This is a genomic window from Candidatus Binatia bacterium (assembly GCA_036493895.1).
Classification (GTDB): domain Bacteria; phylum Desulfobacterota; class Binatia; order UBA1149; family CAITLU01; genus DATNBU01.
Window position 1 is genome coordinate 259,317 of the sequence record DASXOZ010000013.1, and the last position, 21,989, is coordinate 281,305.

The following is a 21,989-nucleotide window of genomic DNA, read 5'->3' on the forward strand; positions in this document are numbered from 1 at the left end:
GCACCAGCGAGTCAGGCACCAGCCAGCCGGCACCTCGCACCCGCAAACCCCTGCCGCCCCGATCGCTACGCCACCGGACAGTCGAGCACGACGCCGGGACTGCCGACGGCGGCCTTCAGGATCTTCAGCGCGTCGCCGGCGGTGATGGTGCCGCTGTCGTCGACATCGCAGCGGGCCAGCGTGCAAGCGGACGCGAGGCCCACCGATTCCTTGAGAGCGGCCAGCGCATCGCCCGCTTCGAGGATCCCGTCGTTGTTGGCATCGCCGCAATGGGACGGCAGCGTCGAGGTCGTCGTCGGCGCCGTCGTCGTCGTGGGCGCGACGCAGTCGACGCCGCTGGCCGACAGGGTCGGCAGGCCGGCCGGCGCACCGGAAGCGTCGTTGGCTGCAAGAGCCTTGACCACGAAGGCCGACGGCCCGGCAACCTCGCTGACCGGAACGAAATTGCACGTGACCAGGTCCGCCGGCCCGTGGAAGGCCGTCACCGAGACGAGGTCCACGGTCATCGTACGGGGTTCCGAGCTTTCGATCCCGATGCCGGCCGAGGAGAGGAGACTCGCGCAGGAGGCCGACGGAACCTGCGGCAGACGGCCGCCGGCCTTCGAATAGTCGATGCTGAAGCGCACCCGCGCCAGGCTCGTCGCCGAATCCACGCGGAACTTCACGGTACAGTCCCGGGGCTCCAGCGTCGTGGTCGTCGTGCTCGACGGCGCACGGGTGGTGGTCGTCACCGTCGTGGTCGTCGTCGTGGTCGTGCCCGCATCGCCGCAACGGATGGTCCCGATGCTGACCGACGGAAGCGGATCGATCGCGACACTGGCGGCGTCGCGGGCGCTGACGGTGACGAGTTGGGAAAAATCGTCAGCGGTCGGCGTGCTGGCGCCGGCCGAATAGACGTCGCAGCGCAGGACTTCCGACGAGGGCGGTGCACCGGCCGCCGACGCGAACGCAACCGTCAGCGCTCCCGCCTGGGAGCCGAGGAAATGGTTGGCGGCCGCTGCGGCCGACCCGGGCGCCACGCCGGTGCAGCGCACCTGCCCCTGCGGGTCGAGCGGAAAAATCTTCGGCCGCAGGTACTGGACCGTGAAGTCGAGCAGGCCCGCCGAGGTGTGCTCGCCGAGAGGACCGACATCGAATGCGACGTCGCAATGGGTACGCGTCGAATCCGCGTACGCCGCCGGGGACGCGGCAGCGAGGATCGCCACGACGAGCAGACTGAGCGGAGCCAGCACGATGAGCAGGATGCTCAGACGGGCCGCCGCCGCGGCGCCCGCAGGCCACGCAGGATTGGAAAGCATCGGCAAGAACTTGCGCACGGGGAGCCAGCTTACGCCGTGCGCGTCGGGACTTCCCCTCCCGATCTCCAGCTTGACGCCCCAGCCGCGCCGCGCCGCTTGGACCCGCCCGGCCGACGCGCTACGGTCCCTCGCATGAGCAGCCTCCACGACTTTTCGATTCGCAGCATCGACGGCAACCCGCGCTCTCTTGCCGAGCTCGCGGGCAAGACCGTGCTCATCGTCAACGTCGCATCGCAGTGCGGCCTTACTCCGCAGTATGCCGGGCTCGAGGACCTGCAGAAGAAGTACGCGGCTCGCGGCTTTACGGTGCTCGGGTTCCCGTGCAACCAATTCGCGGGACAGGAGCCCGGCAACGAAACCGAAATCGCGTCGTTCTGCTCCACGACGTACGGCGTGACGTTCCCGCTCGCCTCCAAGATCGACGTCAACGGCGACGGCCGTGATCCGCTGTACGCGTGGCTGACCGGCGAGCCGACGTCGCCCGACGGTCCCGGCGACATCAAGTGGAACTTCGCCAAATTCCTCGTCGGCGCCGACGGCTGCGTGATCGGACGCTACTCGCCGATGGTCACTCCCGAAGACCCCGCGCTGGTCGCAGACATCGAGAAGGCGCTGTCGGCAGCTTCGCGATGACGATGTTCGCGAAGGCCGGCGAAGGCGGCCGCGCTTCGCCGATCGCGCCCGTGGCCGAGGTGATCGAAGAGATCCGCCGCGGCCGCATGATCGTCCTCATGGACGACGAGGACCGCGAGAACGAAGGCGACATCGTCGTCGCAGCCGAGAAGGTCACCGTCCACCAGGTGAACTTCATGATCCGCCACGCTCGCGGCCTGATCTGCATGCCGATCACCGAGGAGCGCATGCAGAAGCTCGGCCTGAGAATGATGGTGCCCGAGAACACCGCGCCTCTCGGCACGGGCTTCACGGTCTCGATCGACGCGCGCTCGTGCACGGCGGGAGGTGTCACGGCCGCCGACCGCTGCCGCACGATCCGGCTTGCCGCCGACCCTTCGGCCGACGCCGGCGACTTCGTGATCCCGGGACACATCTTCCCGCTGCGCTCGCGGGAAGGTGGAGTGCTGGTGCGCACCGGCCAGACCGAGGGCTCGATCGACCTTTGCCGGCTCGCCGGCCTGCAACCCGCCGGTGTCATCTGCGAGATCCTGAAGGAAGACGGCACGATGGCGCGGCTTCCGGATCTCGTCGCCTTCGCCGAGACCCACGGCCTGAAGATCTCCACGGTAGCCGACCTGATCCAGTACCGGCTCCACAACGAGTCGCTGGTAAGCCGGGTGGCCACGGCGAGGCTTCCCACGCGCTACGGCGGCGAGTTCACCGCCCACGTCTATCGCTCCAGCGTCGAGGAAGGGGAACACATCGCGCTGGTCAAGGGCGCGATCGATCCGGAAAAACCTCTGCTGGTGCGCGCCCATGCCGAATACCTGCCCGGCGACGTGTTCGCGTCCGCGCAGCGCAATACGGGTGATGTACTTCACAGATCGATGGCGAAGATCGCTGCCGACGGCGAAGGGGTGCTGCTGTACGTCCGGCGCCACCGGCGCGGCGCAGAGATGCTTGCCGAAGGCGGCGGCGGCCCCGCCACCACCAATCCGAACGTGCGCCTGGCCAGTTTCAAGGACTACGGAATCGGCGCCCAGATCCTTCGCGACCTCGGCGTGCGCCGTATCCGCCTGCTGACGAACTCCCCGTTCCGTCTGCCGAACCTGGCCGGCTACGGCCTGGAAGTCGTCGAAGTCGTTCCCGTCTGAAAGGGCGGGTCCACGGCCGGCCGGACAAGGCGAAACGCCGATTTCCCGCTCCCGGACGCGCGGTTGCCGCCCGCGCCGTCGCCGCACATGCGGACCGCGTGCGATCGAGACCGCGGGGTCCGACGGCGTCCGGAAGGGAAAGTAGACGAAGCCCTAGCAATGTCGGGGGCTTTCGGTTACCAACGACGTGTACGGATCGGTGCGGGTACCGCCAGGCCAGAATCGCGGTAGCCGGCCGTGTACCTCCAGGAGGTCGTCATGCGAAGGATCCTTCTTGCTGCCATCATTTTGACGCTCGCCGCTTCCGGGGTGGCGTCTGCCGCCGAGGCGATCGGGTACGTGAAGACCGTGTCCGGCTCGTCCAGTGTCGTCCGCGACGGGAGCGAGCGCAGCCTTGCGGTCGGCGCGGCGGTGTTCGAGAACGACACGCTCAAGACTGCGAAGGAGTCGAGCCTCGGCGTCACGATGAAAGACGGCACGACGTTGTCGGCCGGTCCCGAGACCGTGCTGCTGCTCGACAAGTACGCGTACCAGCCTGCTTCCAAGCAGCTCGGCTTCGTCGCGCGCGTCAGCCAGGGCACGCTCGACTTCGTGTCGGGCATGCTCGGCAAGCTTGCGCCGGAGTCGGTTGCCATCGAGACGCCGACCGGCGTGATCGGCATGCGCGGCACACACTTCGTCGTGCGCGTCGCACCGGGCCAGAAGTTTGCCGACGAGACCGCCAAGCATCCGTCGAAGAAGGGCTGACCATAGCGCGACTCGCGGTTCGGATCGGCAGCAGAGAAAAAAGGCCCACGGAGCAATGAAGCGCAGCGCCATCGTCCTTGCATTGGCAATGGCGGCCGGCGCCTGCGCTCCGAAGAACTACGTCGTTTTGCTCGACAATCCGGGCGGCGGATCCGGCAAGGTCATCGTTTCCAACGACAAGGGCCAGCAGTGGCTCGACAAGTCCGGCTCGGCAACGACCATCGACCGCCGCACCAAGGCGCCGAGCTCGCCGTGGCAGCTCAAGGTCGAGGAGATCGAGAAGGTCTTCGCGAAGGCCTTCGGCGCGCGGCCGCCGCGCTTCATCAGCTACACGATCTACTTCAAGCCGGGCGGCACCCAGATCGACCCGAGCTCCTACAAGACTTTCCAGGACATGCTCGCCGAGGTGCACAAGCGCCCCGGTGTCGACGCGACAGTGGCCGGCCACGCCGACCGCAAGGCTTCCGCCGACCTCAACGAGTTCATCTCGCTCGAGAGGGCATACGCGGTGCGCGACGCGTTGGTGAAGGCGGGAGTGCCGATCGAGCGTATCCAGCTCGACGGCTACGGCGAGACGAGGCCGGCCATTCCCACTCCCGACGATGTCCCCGAGCTGCGCAACCGCCGCGTCGAAGTGACGGTTCGCTGACGCTCCTGCGATGGCGCGGGCGCGAAGGACGCGCGCCCGCCGATCCTACTTCTCCGTGAATACCATGCTGGTGCCGCTTTCTCCGCGACGCAGTCGCGCGAGATGGAACGCCGCCAGCCCGTCGTCGGGTTGCCCGGCGAGGATGTCCTCGAACGCAATGGCGCAGGCCGGATCGTTCGCGCCCATCAGCTCGAACGCACGCCTGTAACGCTCGATCGCGAGCCACTTCGGATCATCCTCGGCCAGCACTTCGTAGACCTCGACGCCGTGGGTCTTGCCCTTGAGGTGCAGCGTTCCGGCGGGGCGGCCGTGAAAGCTCGCGCAGCGCTCGACGGTCGTGCCGCTGACGCAGATGCGCGTGCCGAGCTGGCGATTGGCGGTTTCCAGGCGCGCGGCGGTGTTGATGGGGTCGCCGAGCGGCCGGTAGTCGAAGTGGGAGCTGCCGCCGAAGTTGCCGACGACGACTTCGCCCGTGTTCACGCCGATGCGCGTCAATCCGAACGGGATGTTGTCGGCCATGCAGCGTTTCGAGTAGTCGTTGGCGAAGCGGTCCATCGCCAGCGCGCAGCGCACGGCGCGCTCGGCGTGGTCCGGCTGCGTGACCGGTGCGGAGAACAGCACCGCGACGGCGTCGCCGACGATGCGGTCCAGCGTGCCGTCGTGCTCGAATGCGATGCTGACCATCCCTTCGAGGTATTCGTTGATGATTTCGGTCAGCTCCTGGGGATCGGCCATCGACTCGACCATCGTCGTGAACCCGGCCACGTCGGTGAGCACGAACGAGCACTCGCGCCGCTCGCCGCCGAGGCGTAATTCCCCGGGGTTCTTGATCAGGTGCTCGACGAGGTTCGGTGAAAGATAGTTCGCGAACACGTCGCGGATCCACTGCCCCTCGTTCTCGGTCGCGAGCTGGCGCGGCACCGTGTAGGCGACGAACGTCGCGAGCAGCACGAGGCTCGGGAATACCGGATCGGCCAGCACCAGCATCTGTCGCCACGCGTAAATGGCCGCACTGCTGATCACGACGATGCCCACCGCGGCGGCCAGCGCCGCCGGCAGCACGCGGCGCCGCGAGCCGAACGCGAGCATCACGAGCCACGCCAGCACCACCACCGACGTCTCGAGGCCCTGCACCCACAGCGGCCGTGTCGCGAACACGCCGAGCATCGCCTGTTCGGTGAGCTGGGCGTGGATCTCGACGCCGGGGACGATCTTGCCGAGAGGTCCGAAGCGGAGATCCTGCAGACCGGTAGCCGATGACCCGAGGTAGACGATCGAGCCTTTGGGAATCAGCCCCTCGCCCTGGCCTTCCATGATCTTCCATGCCGGAACGTAGCGCTCCGGCACCGGCTCGGTCAGGTAGATCAGCGTGCCGCCGAACGAGTCGGTCGGCAGCGTGTAATTGCCGATGCGCACGCTGCTCAGCGCGGCGGTGCCGTCGGAGCGGGTCTCGGCGGTCAGCGTGTAGTTGCTCGCTCCGCTCGAGACCCGCAGAGCCTCGGCAACGAGACCGGGAAAGTTGTTGCCGTCTTTCGCGACGAAAAGGGGCACGCGCCGCACCACGCCGTCGCGGTCGGGGCTGAAATTGACGGCACCGTTGCCCGCCGCCGCTTCCTGGAGCTGCGGCAGCGAGACCACCGCGCCGTTGTAATTGGTCAGGCGGAGCGGTTCCTGGGCTCCGATGCGGACGAAGCGGCCCTTGCCGACCGGTGTGTTGCCGCCGGCCTCCTCGGTCAGCGCGAAAGCGGCAACCACGTTGCCGCGACGGAACTCGTCGGCCAGCGTTTGGTCGTAGTCGGGCAGCCTGCCGAGCGCCGCGGCGACGTCGGGCTGGTCGCGCCACTCCGAAGAAAGCCACGCAGGCGACGTGCGATCGCGTTCGGCAAAGATGAAGTCCGACGCGATCGCCGAGGCGCCGAGACTCCGCAGCGTCGAGATGAGCAGGGCGACCTTGTTGCGAGGCCACGGCCACTGGCCGAGCCGCGCCAGGCTCGCCTCGTCGATGTCGACGATGCGCACCGGCGCGGCCTGGTAGGTGCGCGGCTGGGACCGCTGGTAAGCATCGAATACGGCGTGGTGGATATTGCCGACGAACCAGGGCTCCTTGCGCTCGGCCCAGATGCCGCACGCGACGACCAGTCCGGACAGCAGGATGCCGACTAGCCGCAGCCTCTTCGGCATGCGTCCGGCCAACGTGGTCGGGTTGGAATTGGCGATGGCCATGGCGTCCGCGTTTCCGCGCTACTCTACCTCGATGACGAGGAAGTGCGCGTTCAGGCCCTCGTTCTGGTGGCCGAAGATCTTGGCGTGCGAGATGTGGCGGAAGCGGTAGCCGACCGACCAGCGCAGGCCGTCGTCGCTGCCGAACGTGACACCGATGCCGGCGTTGTCGCTGAACAGCACTTCGGATCCCAGACCGTAATTCTGCAGCGTCGTGAAGATCAGGCCGATGCCGCCTTCGAAGTAGGGCACGACGTTGGTCCAGCCGAGCGGCGCGAAGCGCGCGAGCGGAACTACCGAGGCCTCGAACGCGTGCGCGTCACCGAAGATCCCGCCAACCGTCGGCTCGACCGACCACGAGAAGTCGGTCTTGGCTTTCGCGAAGAAGTTGTCGAGGAAGTCGGCGCCCTGGAAATGCCAGCGCCAGCCCACCGAAAGCAGCGCGATGTCGCGCTGGCGGTTGTTGACGTCCTGGTCCGGCGAGTAGCCCGCGAGCAGCAGCGGGCCGTTTCCGAGCAGGTCGGCGCGGGCCGGCGCGGCGGCGGGCAGCGCCTCGAGCATGGCGACCACGAGACTGGCGGCCAGGACTCGCCGGAGGCGGCGGCGTGCAGGGGAAGGCTGGGTGGGGACAGTTGCAGGCATCCGGTTTCCTCGTGGTCGGGGCCCGCGGCACTGCCGCAGGGTTGGCGACCGGCGCAAGCGCCCGGAACGGTGCCTGCCGGCGCGTGATTAGCCCCAAGGGAGCCGACTCGCAAATCAGGTGGTGCCAAGCTACCCTGCGGCGACGCGCGCCGGGGCGGCGCGAGTCGCTCGAGCTCCGGGTGACACTTACTCCATCGCATCGAGGCTTCTCCCCCTTGCCGTTCCCGACCAGGCTGCGACCCGCGGCCTGCGCCCTGATTCCACTGGCCTCGCTCGTCGCGGTCGCATCCGTTGCACGCGCCGCGGACACGGTGGCGGGGACGAAGGTCGATTCCGCCGCTGCCGCATCGGTCATCGGACCGGCGGCTGCCGCTGCCGCACCCGCGACCGATGCCGCACCCGCACCCGCACCCGCGGCCCCGGCTGCCGCGGACGACGAGAAGCCGCAGCCGGCCGCGCTCGAGCTCGCGTTCACGCCTTTCGAAGACAAGCTCTTCGTCGAGGCTCGCCAAAATGGCGTTCCGATTGTGCTCTACTTCGAGGCCGACTGGTGCGCGCCGTGCCGGAAAATGCACGAGACGACGTTTCGTTCGCCGGCTGTCGTGGAAGCTGCAGCCGGCATTCGCCTGTTTCGTGTCGACATGACCAGACCCAACTCCTACCTCGACCTGGTCGAGAAAAGCTTCCGTATCACCGGCGCGCCCACTGTCGTCTTGTTCGGACCGGACGGACAGGAACGGCAGCGCCAGCTCGGCTTCATCCCTGCGGCGACATTCGCGAAGATGCTGAGCAGCACGAGGAAGCCGGCAACCAACCACTGACGGAACCCATACCGAATGTCTTCAGCAGAACCTGCCACACCGATCGCCAGAGAGCCGCTGGCTTTTGCCGATCTCGACCTGCCCGATAGCGTCCGGCGCGGCATCGAAGATGCCGGGTTCACCTTCTGCACGCCGATCCAGGCCGAAACGCTGCCGACGGCGATCACCGGCCGTGACATTGCAGGCCAGGCGCAGACCGGCACCGGCAAGACGGCCGCGTTCCTGATCGCTGCGTTCACGCTGCTGCTCAGTCGCCCGCGCCGCCATCAGGGCAAGGGCTCGTGCCCGCGCGTGCTGATCATCGCCCCCACTCGCGAGCTGGCGATGCAGATTTTCGAGGAGGCCAAGCTGCTCGGCAAGCACACGGGCCTCGTGCTGCACGCGGTCTACGGCGGCGTCGATTACATCAAGCAGCTCGACCGCCTGGCCGAAGGCGTCGACGTGCTGATCGGCACCCCGGGGCGCCTGATCGACTATCTCAAGCAGCGCGTCTTCACGCTGAAGGATTCCGAGATCCTGATCGTCGACGAGGCCGACCGCATGTTCGACATGGGGTTCGTCGACGACCTTCGCTACCTCGTGACCAAGATGCCGCCGGCCACCGAGCGCGCCTCGTTCATGTATTCGGCCACGCTGTCGTATCGCGTGCTCGAGCTCGCCTACGAGTACATGCACGACGTGCACCGCGTCGCGATCGACGAGGAGCAGGTGACGGCCGAGCGCGTCGAGCAGCTCGTCTACCACGTGGGCGTCGACGAGAAGCTGCCGGTCATGCTGAACCTGCTGTTGCGCGAAAAGCCATCGCGCGCCCTGGTGTTCGTCAATACCCGGCGCGGCGTGCACTTCGTTGCCGAGAGGCTCGAGCGCCACGGCTACGCGGTCGGCGTTCTGGTGGGCGACGTCGACCAGAAAAGGCGCATCCGCACGCTGCGCGACTTCAAGGAAGGCAACATCTCCATCCTCGTCGCGACGGACGTCGCGTCGCGCGGCCTGCACATCGAGGCCGTCAGCCACGTCTTCAACTACGATCTTCCGCAGGATCCGGAAGACTACGTGCACCGAATCGGGCGCACCGCGCGCGCAGGAGCTTCCGGCATCGCGTACTCGCTGGCCTGCGAGCATCACGTCTACTCGCTCGAGGCGATCGAGGAATTCATCGGGATGTCGGTCCCCCACACGTTCCCCGCTGCGGAGCTGGTCAGGATGCCGCGGCCGCAGCCGCGCCCGGCCCGCGTCGAGCCTGTCCCGGTCGAAGCGGATCGTGCCGCAGAGGAAGCGCCCGCCGCGGGCGAAGCGGGAGAAGGCGACGGCGCTCCAGGCCGTCGCAAGCGCCGCTCGCGTTCGAAACGCAAAGGCTCGATCGAAAGGACTGATGCCGGTGCCGCCGCGCCTGCATCCGGCGCGCAAGCCGAATCTTCGCCGCCGCCGGCGCAGGAGGCGGCCGACGCCGCCGGCCCGCGCCGCAAGCGTCGCCGCCGCCGACGTCGCCGCTCCGGTGACGCCGCCGCTCCTTCGGGCGACGGCAACGCGACCGCCGGCGAGCCCGGCTGAACGGGCGGCTCCCGCACGATGTCCCCCGCCGGCAGCGACGAACGATGGAGTGACGTCGTCGTCGACCGCGAGCTGCGCGAGCGGCTGCGGCCGGCGCTGCGTTTCCTTTTCGAGCGCTGGTGGCGCGTCACGCTGCGCGGAATCGAACGCGTTCCCAGAGACGGTCCGGCGATCCTCGTCGGCAATCACTCGGGCGCTCTTCCGCTGGATGCCGTGATGCTCGCGTACGCGCTCGACCGCGAAGAAGAAGCGGCCAGCCCGCGTCGCGTCGCGCGGGTGCTTTACGATCGCTTCATCGAAGGCATCCCGCCGCTGGCCGACTTCTATCGCCGCGCCGGCGGTGTGCCGGCGCGCTACCAGGTCGCCGATGCGCTGCTGCGGCGAGGCGAGCTCGTCGTGATTTTCCCGGAAGGCGTCGGCGGCGTGGCCAAGCTGTTCGACGACAGGTATCGCCTGCAGAGGTTCTCGACGTCGGCAGCACGGCTGGCGGTCAAGCACCGCGCCCCTGTGATCCCGTTCTCCATCGTCGGCGCCGAGGAAGCGTATCCCCTGCTCGGCCGCAGCCAGGAAGGCAATGCCCCGCTAGGGGCGCCGTACGTGCCCGTGACGCCGTTCTTCCCTTTGCTCGGCCCTCTCGGCATCCTGCCGCTGCCGACGAAGTGGACGATATCGTTCGGCTCGCGCATCGCGCTGCACCGCGAGAAGCGCTTCGGCGGGTCGCCGAATTTCGAGGCGATGACGGCGCGCGTGCGCCGCAGCGTAGAAGTGCTCATCCGGCGCAGTCTCGACGAGCGCGAGTCGGTCTTCCTCGGTTAGCAGGCCGCGTGCATCATGGCCGTCACGATCTACACGCGCGGCGACTGCGAGTTCAGCCGGCGCCTGCGCGAAAGCTTTCGCGAGCGCGGCATTGCGTTCCGCGAGATCGACGTGGGCGCAAACCCCGAATGCATTCCCGAGCTGGTCAAGCTCACGGGACGCCGGCGCATCGTGCCGGTCGTCGTCGACGGCGCCAAGATCGAGATTGCGCCACAGGGCGGCACCGAGTTCTGATCGACCACCTGCGGGCAGCGGATTTTGCTTCGTTGCCGAAAAAAAGACTGGTCAGATTCCCGTCAGTTGTGTAAGGTCCCGGCTCGTGGAGGAGAAGCGCCTCTACTTGCGCCTCGGCGACCGTGTCTACTCCGACTCGCACGAAGAGTGGGGCACTGGAGCTGTTGTCGAGGAAATGACGTCGACGATCGTCGGCGGAACCTGCCTCGTGCGCGTGCTGTTCGAAGACGGACAACAGCGCACGTTCCACAATGATCTCGATCACGAGATGTGCTGCTACTTCATGGGAGTGCGGCGCGAGATGTCGTTCGACTGGGACCGCATGCAGCGCGTGCGCTCGGGTCCCGGATCGAGACGCCGAATTGCCAGTCGCGGATAACGCGGCGCGGGCTGCGTAGCGGCCGCTACTCGAAAAGTGCAGCGAGGCGACGCACGTCAGCGCGTAGGCACCGCGTGTCAGCGCGTAGGCGACGCACGTCAGCGCGTGTGACGGATCGCCTCGGGCAGAGGATTACCCTTCGCGTCGGTGCGTGCGATGTGCAGCTTCTCGAGCGTGCGCAGCGTGTCCTCGTTGACCCAGCCGACCCCGCGCGCGCAGGGGCGCGGCTGGCCGTCCTCGGCGACCATCGTGAGGACCGGGTTGTGGAAATTGACCTGCAGCCTCTTGGCCATGCCCGCCGTGTAGCGCGGGTGGCCGGCGAAGGCCAGTTGGCGGGCGCAAACGGGGATTTTCCGTTCGATCGCGTTCGATCGGCGGATCGGTCGAAGTGCCCGGCGTTGACACTCGCGATCCCGGCCGCATGGACTGCGGTGATGGCTCGCGCAGCGAAAGCTCCCCTGCCTTCGCGTCCCACGCTCGCGGCGCTTCGCGAGGCAGCGGCAAGTTGTCGGGCCTGCGACCTGTACAAGCGCGGCACCCAGACGGTGTTCGGCGTCGGCGCCAGGGGAGCGGACCTGATGCTGGTCGGCGAGCAGCCCGGGAACGACGAAGACCTTGCCGGGAAGCCCTTCGTCGGTCCGGCCGGAAAACTTCTCGATCACGGGCTCGAAGCAGCGGGCATCGAGCGCAGCGATACCTACGTCACCAACGCCGTCAAGCACTTCAAATGGGAGCCGCGCGGCAAGCGCCGCATCCACAAGAAGCCGAACACGACGGAGATGGTCGCGTGCAGGCCCTGGCTCGAATCCGAGATCGCGGCGGTACAGCCGAAGCTCGTCGTATGCCTCGGAGCGACGGCGGCGCAGTCGCTGCTCGGAGCAGCGTTGCGGGTAACCAGAGACCGCGGCAAGATCGTCGATACGGCGTACGGCGTGCCGGCGATGGCAACGGTGCATCCGTCTTCGTTGCTGCGCGCGCCCGACGACGAGACCCGTCGCGCCGAAACGCGTCGATTCATTGCCGACCTGGCCATTGCCAGACGATTCATCGAACGCTCGTGAGCCCGCCGCGCCGGCGGTTGCCCGCCTGGCGTAAGCACCGCGAGGCGATTGCCGCCCGGCATGTCTTGGCCAGGAGGTTGCCCGCCTCGCGTCCCGTTGCTAACTAGCTCTTCCCCGAAAACTGCAGCGGCAGCGCCGCTGCCTGCCGGCGCGCCCATGGACTACAAGAGCACCCTCCAGCTTCCCGCAACGGATTTTCCGATGCGCGCGAACCTTCCCGAGCGCGAGCCCGCGATGCTCGCCAAGTGGGAATCCGAGCACCTGTACGGCCGCATGCTCGCCGGCCGCGAAGACGCGCCGCTGTTCCTGCTGCACGACGGACCGCCGTACGCGAACGGCAACATCCACATCGGTCACGCGCTGAACAAGATCCTGAAGGACATCATCGTCAAGTACCGCACGCTGGCGGGCTTTCGCGCGCCGTACCGGCCGGGCTGGGATACCCACGGCCTTCCGATCGAGCTCGAGGTCGAGAAGAACGTCGGGCGCAAGGCACGCGCCGAAATGAGTCTCGTCGAAGTGCGCAAGCTCTGTCGCCAGTACGCCGACAAGTACGTCGGAATCCAGCGCGACGATTTTCGCCGCCTCGGCGTTTTCGGCGAATGGGATCGCCCTTACCTGACGAAAGACTTCGACTACGAGGCCCAGGAAGCGCGCGAGCTGGCGGCGATCCTCGAGACCGGCGGCATCTTCCGCAGCAAGAAGCCGGTGCACTGGTGCGCCTCGTGCCGCACGGCGCTGGCCGAGGCGGAAGTCGACTACGAGACGAAGAAGACGACATCGGTATTCGTCGCGTTCCCGATCGAGGCGAAAGGGCCCCTGGCACCGTTCGCCGACCGGCGCCCGTCGATTGCGATCTGGACGACCACGCCGTGGACGCTTCCGGCCAACCTCGCAGTGGCCGTGTCGCCGGACTTCTCGTACTCGCTCGTCGAGTCGGCCGATCGCAGCCTCGTCGTCGCCACCGACCTCATCCCTGCTCTCGCGAAGCGTTTTCCGCTCGGCAAGACGCTCGCGACGTTCCAGGGACGCGAGCTCGAGGGTGTGAAGGCGCGTCATCCGTGGATCGATCGCGATTCGCTCGTGATCCTCGCTGAACACGTGACGCTGGAGGCCGGTACCGGCGCCGTGCACACCGCGCCCGGGCACGGCCAGGACGACTACGTCGTCGGGCTGCGTTACGGACTGGAAGCTTACGCGCCGGTCGATGCCGGCGGCCTGTTCACGGCGGAAGTCCCCGAGTTCCAGGGCCAGTTCGTGTTCGCCGCCGATCGCGCAATCCTCGATCTTCTCGCCGCACGCGGCGTGCTGCTTGCCGAAGAAGACATCGAGCACAGCTATCCGCACTGCTGGCGCTGCAAGAAGGCGATCATTTTTCGCGCGACCCACCAGTGGTTTTTGTCGATGGAGCACGCGTCCTTGCGCGACCGCACGCTGGAGGCGATCGACACCGTGCGCTGGATTCCGGCGTGGGGCCGCGAGCGCATCCACGGAATGATCGCCGGCCGCCCCGACTGGTGCCTTTCGCGCCAGCGCGCCTGGGGAGTGCCGATCATTGCGGTGCGCTGCGAGAGCTGCGCAAACGTCGAAGCGACGCCTGCGCTGGCCCTTCGCGCTGCCGAGATTTTCGAGAAAGAAGGCGCCGACGCGTGGTTCGCGCGCCCGGTCGAGGATTTCCTTCCGGAAGGCTTTGCCTGCCCGTCGTGCTCGGGCCGCCGCTTCGAGCGCGAGACGGACATCCTCGACGTCTGGTTCGACTCGGGCGTGAGCTTCGCAGCGGTCGTCGAGAAGGACTTCGGCGCCGGCACGGTCGCCGATCTTTACCTCGAAGGCAGCGACCAGCACCGCGGATGGTTCCACTCGGCGCTGCTGACGTCGGTGGCGACGCGCAGCCGCGCGCCGTACCGGTCGGTGCTGACGCACGGGTTCGTGCTCGACGGCGAAGGCCGAAAGCAGTCCAAATCGCTCGGCAACACCGTTGCGCCCCAGGACGTGCTCAAGACCTACGGCGCCGACATCCTGCGCCTGTGGGTGGCCTCGGAAGACTACAGCGAGGACGTTCGCATCTCCGACGAGATCATGAAGCGGCTGGCCGACTCCTACCGGCGCATCCGCAACACCGCGCGCAACCTTCTGGCCAATCTTTCCGACTTCGATCCGGCCGACGCGGTGCCTCACCGCGAACGCAACGAGATCGACCGCTGGATCCTCGCGCGCCTCGACGATTTCCTCGGCCGCTGCCGCCACGCCTACGACGAGTTCCAGTTCCACATCGTCTTCCACGCGCTCAACAACTTCTGCAGCGTCGACCTGAGCGCGCTGTACTTCGATGCCGCGAAGGACCGGCTGTACACGAGCGCGAAGACTTCGCGCGGCCGCCGCAGCGCCCAGGCGACGATGCACGAGATCCTTCATGCGCTGGTGCGCGTGATCGCGCCGATTCTCTGCTTTACGGCTGAGGAAATCTGGCACGCGATGCCGTCGTCGCGGCGCGAAGGCGAGGCTTCGAGCGTGTTTCTCACCGATTTCCCGGTGGCCGATCCCGCGTGGAAGGACGATGCACTGCTGGCGCGCTGGCAGCGCCTCTGGGAGATCCGCGCCGTCGTGACCAAGGCGATCGAGGAGCACCGCCGCGACGGGCGCATCGGACAATCGCTCGAGGCCAGGGTGACCGTCGCGGCCGGCGGCCGCGACGGCGAGATGCTCCAGTCCATCGGCAACCGCGCTCTTTGCGAGATGTTCATCGTCTCGCAGGTCGAGCTTGCCGGCGGCAACGGCAACCTGGCCGTCACCGTCGAGAAAGCGCGCGGAACGAAATGCGGCCGCTGCTGGAACTACGCGGAAGCCGTCGGCACCTTCGCGGATCATCCCGAGCTTTGCGACCGCTGCCATCCGGTGGTGACTGCACTGGACCCATCGTGAAGCCCCGCATCCTGGCGCTGATCGTCGCGGTGGTGTTCGCGCTGGACCAGTACACCAAGCACCTGATCATGCGCGACTGGCAGGTCGGCGAGTCGGTGCCGGTGATTCCGTCGTTCTTCTCGCTGACGTACGTGCGCAACCGCGGCGGCGCCTTCGGAATGCTCGCGAACCTTCCCGATGCCTGGCGGGTCACGTTCTTCGTCGCATTCGCGGTGATCACGGTCGGGGCGCTGGTCTGGCTCCTGGCGAGCACGGCGCGCGAGGACATCCTGCAGCGGCTCGCGATCGCCGCGGTAATCGGCGGCGCCGCCGGAAACCTGTTCGACCGGATTCGTTACGGCGAGGTCGTCGATTTCCTCGACGTCTACGTGCGCGACTGGCACTGGCCGGCGTTCAACGTCGCGGACAGCTTCATCTCGTGCGGCGTCGTCGTCCTGCTGCTCGCCTCGATGGCGTCGCCGCGCGGGGCTCCGGACTGAAGACGTCGGGCGGCGCCGGTCCCCCGGCGCCGGCGCTTTCGTGGCAGCCGCCCACGACGCGCCCAGCCATCCCGCCGCGTCCGCCGCGCAATGGGTGCGAATGAAACTGGCCCGTCCCGTGTCGAAGACGCGAGACGACCGCCCGGGACCCCCGGACAGTGCAAATGAACCAGGACGAGGGAAAACGATGACTCCCAGCAGTGCAAAGCTCGCCGCGGTAGCTCTTTGTTCCTGCCTGCTCAGCGCCTGTGCCGACGGGCAGATGTCGCCGCAGGCGAGCGGTGCCCTCGGCGGCGCCGCGATCGGCGCCGGCACCGGCGCCATCATCGGCAGCGCCACCGGCGACGCCGGAGAGGGGGCGCTGATCGGCGGCGCCCTCGGCGCAGTGACTGGCGCCATCATGGGCGACAGCGTCCAGGCCCAGCAGGAGCGCGAGCAGCGCGACCGCGAGCTCGCCGAAGAAATGCGCCACCACAATCTCGAGGCGCACGGCAGCGAGCGCGGCGTCGTCGTCGATCTGCCGGACGTGCTGTTCGAATTCGGTCGCGCCGAGCTGGCACCGGCAGCAAGACAGAAGATCGTGGCGATTCGTGACGTACTGCAGAGTCCCGGGGTGGTGTGGCGCCACGTCTCCATCGAGGGCCATACCGATTCGATCGGCAGCGAACAGGCGAACCTCAAGCTCTCGCAGCGGCGCGCCGACTCGGTCGCCGCTACACTGGCCGGCCTCGGCGTCGCTCGCCCGCGCATGGCGACACACGGTTTCGGCAAGGCCTATCCGGTCGCACCGAACGTGACACCCGACGGCCGCGACAATCCCGAAGGCCGCGCGCGCAATCGCCGCGTCGAGGTCGTGATCCTGAACGAGCAGAACGAAGGAATGCCGCCGCCGTCGGCTGCCGTCCCGCCGGGGTACCCGCGTCCGGCATATCCGCAGCCCGGTGCGTACCCGCAGCCGTATCCGCAACCTGGCGCCTATCCGCAACCCGGCGCGTACCCGCAACCCGGCACGTATCCGCCGCCGGTGTACCCACCGCCGGTCTACTATCCGGCGCCGTATCCGTATCCGTACCCGCGGCCGTACGGCTACTGAACGCGCAGCGGCGAGCGTACCACGACGGTGACGAAGCCGTTGGGCGATCTCGTGATGCGATCGACGTCGACGGTGAGCCGCCGTCGTCAGTGGCAGCGCAGGCGCCCGAGCGGATCGAGCGAGCATGCCACTGCGGAAGCACGCGTTTCGGCGCAGCTCGACGACAGGCCAAGCAGGATGCGCGCCGACGGAGTCAAAAAGGATCCGAAATCCATCGCGCGGCCCTTGATCGCGATGCGGTAGCGACCTGCTGATCCCTTGACCGGTTTCAGCGACATCCGCGAGATGCCGCCCGCCAGCCCGGCCGGATCGTCGTAGAGCCAGGACGTGCCGTGCAACGCGAACTGCGCCGCTGCGGCGGGGCCACCGAGCACGGTATCGAGCACCGGCGCCTCGTCGTTCTGGATCACGAGGTGGATCCCGTCCGAGACGGGATCGAACGCAGCCGACGCCGTCATCTGGGCCGTCAGCGTCATCCGGTCGTTCGCGCCGCCGCGCTGGTCGATCGAAAGCCTTGCCAGGTCCAGCGGATCGCCGCCTTCGCAGGCGCTGTCGCAGGCGTCGCCGAGCCCGTCGCCGTCGCTGTCGGCCTGGTCGGCGTTCGCAGTAAGGGGACAGTCGTCCTCCCAGTCGCAGTACCCGTCGCCATCCCCATCGTCGCAGGCATGGATGCTTCGCCAGTCGTCGCGGACGGTCTGCCACAGCGGGCCGCGCGACGACATTTCGTCGTAATAGAACCACCAGAACACGCCGCCGTCGGCGTACGGAAACGCGAAGTTGGCCAGGTACATCTGGTCCGCCAGCGCGCGCCGCACTGCACCGGTGGGGTCGGCCTGGCTGCGCCACCACCACGCCTTGGTCGTCGCCGGAGACCAGTAGCCGAGCTCGCCCATGACGATGCGCTGCGACGGGAACAGCGCGTGCAGGCGTTCGTACACTTCGTCGTGTGCCACGCCGAGAGGAGCGTCGCCGATCCACGTGCTGAGCGCCACGGTGTCGATGTCGGCCGCGGTCGCCGGGGCGACGTTGTCGTGGATCCATTGGAACAGCGTGCTGGATGGGCCGCCGGCAGTGCCCATCTGCCAGTAGAACGTCAGCAGCGTTTTCGCGGACGGAGCCGTGGTTTTCACGTAGTGCGCGGCATAGGCGACCTTGGCGGCAACGTCGCTGCCGAGCCACTCGCCGTTGACCTCATTGCCTACTTCCCAGACCTCGATCGACGGAAAATGATCGACGTACTCGTTTACCCGAGCCTGGAACTGCGCCAGCGAGTATCCGGACATCGCCGAGCTGTCGAGGATCTGGCCCATCACCGCCAGGCCTGCCGAATGGGCGAGCGCGACGATGCCGTCGTACTGGGTCGCAGGTACGCCTTCGTCGAATACGATGCGGACGATGCCGGTTGCACCGTCGTTTCCGGTAAGGTCGGCGACCGATGCGAGCACTTGTGTGTCGTTGTTCAATCGGTCGATCGTAAAACCCCACCATTCGGTTGCAAGGCCCGACCTCGCACGGTCGCGACCGTAGTCGCGAAGAAGGATCTCGAATGCGCGCACCAGCAGGTCGAGGGCCTGCTGCGACATCACGCCCTTCTCCGATTCGACCGAAGTTGCCGCGACGGCGCTCAGAAGAGCGTCTGCCTGCGAAACGTCATCGGTGAACTCCGCGCGCGGGACGTAGCCGGGACGACGCGAAAGCGCCCCTGCGAGTTTGCTGCGCACGTCGCGAGCGGCGAGCTCGTTGAAGACGACGGTGCCGGTGGGAAGCCCGGCGCCCTGGTTGTCGAGCAGCAGCGTCGAATAGCCGGTGTGCTCAGTGGACCACGCGATTGCGAGGCCTTCGCCGGCGCCGGCGATGTCCAGCGACGGAAGTCCGGCAGCATCCTGCATGGGCAGGTGCGCGACCGACGTCGCGTCGCTGAGCTTGTAGAGAAGATCGTTGCGCCAGCCGCTCGGTGCGGCGCTGGTCCGATCGAGGAAGGCCTGCGTGGACAACAGCGTGCCCGATTCGTCGTAGGCCTTGAGCACCAGCGGAGCGCAGAAGGCAGTGCGAGCGGCCGCGGCCGTGGCAAACAGCACGGCCGCCGATGCGAGCCGCACCGGCAGCATCGAGCGACGGCAATACGCCGGCGGTTTCGTCGAGTTCATGACGTTCGCCTCCCCGGGGGCAGTGTGGCGGGAATCGTGTCCTTGCATCAATCCGCTTTCTGCGGCAGCGCCGCGATCACGTCCTGCCATCGCGGCACTTCGTCGGCTGTCGCGGGAACGTGCCGCCACAGCACGCGGCCGTCGCGCCCGATGAGGAAGGCGCCGGCGCCCTGCCAGCGCGTTCCAGAAGCGCTGCGGTTACGGATCCCGCGCCCGCGCAGCTGCATCGCGCCCGACAGCGAACGCAGGCCGAGGAAATGCGAAAGCGGCGTGTAGCCGAGGCCGCAGGCGCCGTACCATTTCCGAGCGACGTCGTCGATCCACTGCGCGCCCTGGGCGCCGCCGACCTCGGCGAGCCATTTCGCCGCCACGCGCGAATCGCCGTGGCTGACGAACACGACGTCGACGCGGTCGTCGCGTTTGGCCAGGTCGCGAAGCTCGCGCACCGTCTGCTCGGCGAAGGGACAGCCGACGTGCCTCAGGAAGACCAGCAGGCGAAACGGTCGCGTCGAGCCGGGCGAATCCGCAAACGGGAGCACGTCACCGACGTGCACCGGCTCCGCGACGTTCTGCTCGCGCGGTTTTCGTAGCCCGATCCACGCCATCGCAGAACCGAACCACTGCCGCCGAGCTGTCACAAGTGACGGCCAAAGAGGCGGGAGCCGGGCGTCCGGGCCTCGACTCGGGCAGCGGCAGTATGCAAGCGCAGCAGTGAAGCGAGACGACGGCGGGTCGCAGAGCCGGCGTCCCGCCCTGGTTCCGACACAGCTTGACGCGAGGCACGGTGCATACCATCGTGCGCCGATGCCCAATGATCGCACTGCGCGCTCGAACAATCGGCGCATGCTTGTCGCGTTGACGATCGTCACGGCGATGTCGTGGTACGGTTGCAGCGCCGTCACGAACCAGCACGAACAGGTCGCACTGCCGCCGCCCCCCGCATCGGTGACACCCGCGGAGTCCGGCTTCCTCACCGACTACTCCGCGTTGCGCGCTTCGGAGCAGTTCGCGTCGCTGCGCTTCTTCCGCGACGACGCGGCCAGGCGCGGCTTCCACAAACTGCTGCTGCGGCCGGTCGATGTCTGGCGCGGGTCGGACCATCGCCTCGACGACATTCCCGACGAGGACCTGCAATCCATCGCCGATTCGTTCTCGCGCGCGGTTTCCTCCGCACTCGGCCGTGATTTCCAGATGGTGACGCAACCGGGACCGGGCGTACTCGAGATTCATCTCGGACTGACGCTGGTTGCCGATCCCGCCTCGCACATCGATGCGTTCTCGACGAACGAGCCGGCAGCCGACGCCGCTCCGCGCAGCGGCAAGCTGGCCGACGCCACCGGGCGCTTCCTGCGCGAGTGCGCGTTCGAGGCGGAATTCTCCGAAGCCACGCCCGTAAAGCGCCCGGCTCCGGAAACTCCCAAGGTGCGCCACGAGGTGCGAATGGCAGTGTTCGATGCACGCCGCGGCGCCGAGACTCCGAAGGGCAACGTGCAGACCTGGGAAGATGTCGATGCGGTGTTCGCGAAGTGGGGCGCGTTCCTCGACGAGCGCCTGCGCGCGCTCGGCAGCGGAAATTTCGAGCCCCGCCTCACCGCGGGCAAGGCGGCGAAGCCGGCCGCCGCTCGGCACCGATAGGAAAAGGACCCGGCCTCAGCGGCAGTAAACGTCGGCTCGTGCGGTGCAGCGGTAGATACGATGGCGGCCGTTGCCGCGTGCGTCCGACTCGCAATTGCCACGGCGGCTCCCGGATCGAACACGGGCATGTCCACCAGCGTTTTCGCACAGGAGCATGCTGTGGTCCTGCGCCAGCGCAATCGCCTCGTCACAGCAGTCGCGCTTGTTGTCGAAGGACCAGCCGGTGTCGCCGTAACCGGCGAAATATTCGGCGAGCGCCGGCGCGGGAACTGCCGCCGCAATGCCGGCAACGAACATCACCGCGAAAACGATACGACGGAAAGTCGATCGCGAAGGGAGTGGTGAGTCTTGCAGCACGGGCGACCACTATCACGCGTCCTGCCGTCGTGCCACCAGGACGTCAGCCCGCTCCGCCGCCGACCGCCTGCATGATTTCGCGCACGCGACGGCGCTTGCGGTCGCTGCGCCCGCAGCGCTGCACACCGGCGAGGACGACGAGCCCTGCGACGAAAGGCTCCACAACACGAGCAGGAAAATCACGATCCACGACAGGTCGACGGCGACATCGACGCCGCCGACACGGAAGAGCCTCACGCTGCGCTGCCCGTTCATGGAAAAATTCCTCCCGCACGAGGCTGGCGGCGGCAAGCCGAGGCGCGCCCCGTCGAGGTGAAAAAAGCACAGGCGGCGCAAACCGTGCCGCTTCGGAGGGAGGGCGCGCGGCGCGGCGGCACGACCGGGGGAGGGGCGCGGCCGCCGCATGGTATCCGTTGCGCTGACCCGGCGCGGGGCTTATGCAGGTCGTTATCATGCCCTTCGACGTGATCTGCATCTCCCAGACCGACGGTTCCGGCGGCGCCGGCATCGGCCGAGCCGTCGCCGACCGCCTCGGCTTCCGCTACGCCGACGAGGAAGTGATCGTCCAGGCCGCCCACCTCGCCCAGGTAGACCCTGCGGTGGTCGCGGCGGCCGAGCAGCGCCAGAACTGGTTGCAGCGCTTCATGGATGCGATGACGACCGCGCAGGATGCGATCGGCACCGCGACGCTGGCTGCCGGGATGGTCGTTCCTACCGTCAACAACCCGTGGGCACGGCGCGCGTCCAAGGACGACCTGCGCAGCCTCATCCGCGCGGCAATCCACGAGCTTGGAAAAGCGGGCAGTGCGGTGATCGGGGCGCATGCGGCGTCTCACGCCCTTGCCGGCAAGCCCGAAGTGCTGCGCGTGCTGATCACCGCGCCTGCGCCGGTGCGTTGCACGCGCGTTGCGGCCAGCCGCAGCATCCCGATCGAATCGGCCACCGAGGCCATTGCGGCGGGCGACCAGGGAAGGCGCGAGTACTTCCGCGTTTTCTATGAGCTCGATGAAGAGCTCCCTACCCAGTACGACCTGGTGCTCAACACCGAGCATCTGACGGCAGAGCAGGTGACGGAAGTCATCGTTCACGCGGCTCGCGGCTAGATCGGGGCCGGGCGCCGAGAAGGGGCCATCTGCTGCGTTGGCCTCGCTTCGCTCGCTACAGCGTAC

At 67.7% G+C, this 21,989-nt stretch carries 23 protein-coding genes; 15 read left to right on the forward strand and 8 right to left on the reverse strand.

The annotated features are described in order from the left end of the window. Nucleotides 1–65 precede the first annotated feature (65 nt). Nucleotides 66–1,298, reverse strand: coding sequence for a hypothetical protein (locus tag VGK20_03205; GenBank protein HEY2773044.1), 1,233 nt, complete (start codon nucleotides 1,296–1,298; stop codon nucleotides 66–68). Between the two features lie 132 nt (nucleotides 1,299–1,430). On the opposite strand from VGK20_03205, the gene VGK20_03210 reads away from it, so the two are divergent. The 4 genes from VGK20_03210 (at nucleotide 1,431) to VGK20_03225 (ending at nucleotide 4,463) form a co-directional block, all read left to right on the forward strand. Then, nucleotides 1,431–1,931: a glutathione peroxidase gene (locus VGK20_03210; GenBank protein HEY2773045.1), complete on the forward strand. Its 501-nt coding sequence runs from the start codon at nucleotides 1,431–1,433 to the stop codon at nucleotides 1,929–1,931. Further along, the gene (gene ribB, locus VGK20_03215; protein ID HEY2773046.1) at nucleotides 1,928–3,067 is read left to right on the forward strand and encodes a 3,4-dihydroxy-2-butanone-4-phosphate synthase; all 1,140 of its coding nucleotides are present in this window, start codon (nucleotides 1,928–1,930) and stop codon (nucleotides 3,065–3,067) included. The genes VGK20_03210 and ribB overlap by 4 nt, the downstream gene beginning before the upstream one ends. Before the next feature lie 258 nt (nucleotides 3,068–3,325). Further along, nucleotides 3,326–3,814 (forward strand): FecR domain-containing protein, encoded by a 489-nt coding sequence (locus VGK20_03220; GenBank protein HEY2773047.1) that lies wholly within the window; start codon nucleotides 3,326–3,328, stop codon nucleotides 3,812–3,814. Between the two features lie 55 nt (nucleotides 3,815–3,869). Next, entirely contained in the window at nucleotides 3,870–4,463 is a 594-nt protein-coding gene (locus VGK20_03225; protein ID HEY2773048.1) for an OmpA family protein, read from the forward strand. A gap of 45 nt (nucleotides 4,464–4,508) precedes the next feature. On the opposite strand, the gene VGK20_03230 is transcribed toward VGK20_03225, so the two are convergent. After that, nucleotides 4,509–6,686: an adenylate/guanylate cyclase domain-containing protein gene (locus tag VGK20_03230; protein HEY2773049.1), complete on the reverse strand. Its 2,178-nt coding sequence runs from the start codon at nucleotides 6,684–6,686 to the stop codon at nucleotides 4,509–4,511. 18 nt (nucleotides 6,687–6,704) lie between these two features. Further along, entirely contained in the window at nucleotides 6,705–7,325 is a 621-nt protein-coding gene (locus VGK20_03235; GenBank protein ID HEY2773050.1) for an acyloxyacyl hydrolase, read from the reverse strand. A 215-nt stretch (nucleotides 7,326–7,540) separates the two neighbouring features. Here VGK20_03235 and VGK20_03240 point away from each other — a divergent pair, with 215 nt between their 5' ends. The 5 genes from VGK20_03240 to VGK20_03260 all read left to right on the forward strand — a co-directional run bounded on the left by VGK20_03240 (nucleotide 7,541) and on the right by VGK20_03260 (nucleotide 11,126). After that, nucleotides 7,541–8,146 carry a thioredoxin fold domain-containing protein gene (locus tag VGK20_03240; protein HEY2773051.1) on the forward strand — a complete coding sequence of 202 codons (606 nt, stop codon included), beginning with the start codon at nucleotides 7,541–7,543 and terminating at the stop codon, nucleotides 8,144–8,146. 15 nt (nucleotides 8,147–8,161) lie between these two features. Then, nucleotides 8,162–9,697, forward strand: coding sequence for a DEAD/DEAH box helicase (locus VGK20_03245; GenBank protein ID HEY2773052.1), 1,536 nt, complete (start codon nucleotides 8,162–8,164; stop codon nucleotides 9,695–9,697). Nucleotides 9,698–9,715: 18 nt separating this feature from the next. Next, nucleotides 9,716–10,513 (forward strand): lysophospholipid acyltransferase family protein, encoded by a 798-nt coding sequence (locus VGK20_03250; GenBank protein ID HEY2773053.1) that lies wholly within the window; start codon nucleotides 9,716–9,718, stop codon nucleotides 10,511–10,513. 15 nt (nucleotides 10,514–10,528) lie between these two features. Beyond that, complete coding sequence (locus tag VGK20_03255; GenBank protein HEY2773054.1) at nucleotides 10,529–10,747, forward strand: glutaredoxin family protein; 219 nt, start codon at nucleotides 10,529–10,531, stop codon at nucleotides 10,745–10,747. An 85-nt stretch (nucleotides 10,748–10,832) separates the two neighbouring features. Then, on the forward strand, nucleotides 10,833–11,126 hold the full coding sequence (locus VGK20_03260; protein HEY2773055.1) for a DUF3553 domain-containing protein: 294 nt from the start codon (nucleotides 10,833–10,835) through the stop codon (nucleotides 11,124–11,126). 98 nt (nucleotides 11,127–11,224) lie between these two features. Here VGK20_03260 and VGK20_03265 read toward each other — a convergent pair whose 3' ends face one another. Beyond that, nucleotides 11,225–11,419 (reverse strand): hypothetical protein, encoded by a 195-nt coding sequence (locus VGK20_03265; protein ID HEY2773056.1) that lies wholly within the window; start codon nucleotides 11,417–11,419, stop codon nucleotides 11,225–11,227. 141 nt (nucleotides 11,420–11,560) lie between these two features. Here VGK20_03265 and VGK20_03270 point away from each other — a divergent pair, with 141 nt between their 5' ends. The 4 genes from VGK20_03270 (at nucleotide 11,561) to VGK20_03285 (ending at nucleotide 16,681) form a co-directional block, all read left to right on the forward strand. Beyond that, entirely contained in the window at nucleotides 11,561–12,187 is a 627-nt protein-coding gene (locus tag VGK20_03270; protein ID HEY2773057.1) for a UdgX family uracil-DNA binding protein, read from the forward strand. A 156-nt stretch (nucleotides 12,188–12,343) separates the two neighbouring features. Then, nucleotides 12,344–15,109 carry an isoleucine--tRNA ligase gene (ileS, locus tag VGK20_03275; GenBank protein ID HEY2773058.1) on the forward strand — a complete coding sequence of 922 codons (2,766 nt, stop codon included), beginning with the start codon at nucleotides 12,344–12,346 and terminating at the stop codon, nucleotides 15,107–15,109. Next, on the forward strand, nucleotides 15,106–15,588 hold the full coding sequence (lspA, locus tag VGK20_03280) for a signal peptidase II (GenBank protein HEY2773059.1): 483 nt from the start codon (nucleotides 15,106–15,108) through the stop codon (nucleotides 15,586–15,588). The genes ileS and lspA overlap by 4 nt, the downstream gene beginning before the upstream one ends. A 187-nt stretch (nucleotides 15,589–15,775) precedes the next feature. Then, the gene (locus VGK20_03285) at nucleotides 15,776–16,681 is read left to right on the forward strand and encodes an OmpA family protein (protein ID HEY2773060.1); all 906 of its coding nucleotides are present in this window, start codon (nucleotides 15,776–15,778) and stop codon (nucleotides 16,679–16,681) included. A gap of 86 nt (nucleotides 16,682–16,767) precedes the next feature. On the opposite strand, the gene VGK20_03290 is transcribed toward VGK20_03285, so the two are convergent. Both VGK20_03290 and VGK20_03295 read right to left on the reverse strand, forming a co-directional pair. Further along, a complete protein-coding gene (locus VGK20_03290; protein ID HEY2773061.1) occupies nucleotides 16,768–18,828 on the reverse strand; it encodes a hypothetical protein in 2,061 nt (686 codons plus the stop codon). A 47-nt stretch (nucleotides 18,829–18,875) separates the two neighbouring features. Beyond that, nucleotides 18,876–19,433 (reverse strand): hypothetical protein, encoded by a 558-nt coding sequence (locus tag VGK20_03295; protein HEY2773062.1) that lies wholly within the window; start codon nucleotides 19,431–19,433, stop codon nucleotides 18,876–18,878. A gap of 199 nt (nucleotides 19,434–19,632) precedes the next feature. On the opposite strand from VGK20_03295, the gene VGK20_03300 reads away from it, so the two are divergent. After that, nucleotides 19,633–20,463 carry a DUF3313 domain-containing protein gene (locus VGK20_03300; protein HEY2773063.1) on the forward strand — a complete coding sequence of 277 codons (831 nt, stop codon included), beginning with the start codon at nucleotides 19,633–19,635 and terminating at the stop codon, nucleotides 20,461–20,463. A 15-nt stretch (nucleotides 20,464–20,478) separates the two neighbouring features. Here the strand turns inward: VGK20_03300 and VGK20_03305 are convergent, their stop codons facing one another. Together VGK20_03305 and VGK20_03310 are read right to left on the reverse strand one after the other, a co-directional pair. Beyond that, on the reverse strand, nucleotides 20,479–20,763 hold the full coding sequence (locus VGK20_03305; GenBank protein HEY2773064.1) for a hypothetical protein: 285 nt from the start codon (nucleotides 20,761–20,763) through the stop codon (nucleotides 20,479–20,481). 69 nt (nucleotides 20,764–20,832) lie between these two features. Continuing rightward, nucleotides 20,833–21,075 (reverse strand): hypothetical protein, encoded by a 243-nt coding sequence (locus tag VGK20_03310; GenBank protein ID HEY2773065.1) that lies wholly within the window; start codon nucleotides 21,073–21,075, stop codon nucleotides 20,833–20,835. A gap of 197 nt (nucleotides 21,076–21,272) precedes the next feature. Between VGK20_03310 and VGK20_03315 the strand changes: the two genes are divergently transcribed. Beyond that, a complete protein-coding gene (locus tag VGK20_03315) occupies nucleotides 21,273–21,923 on the forward strand; it encodes a cytidylate kinase-like family protein (protein ID HEY2773066.1) in 651 nt (216 codons plus the stop codon). Nucleotides 21,924–21,989: the final 66 nt, after the last annotated feature.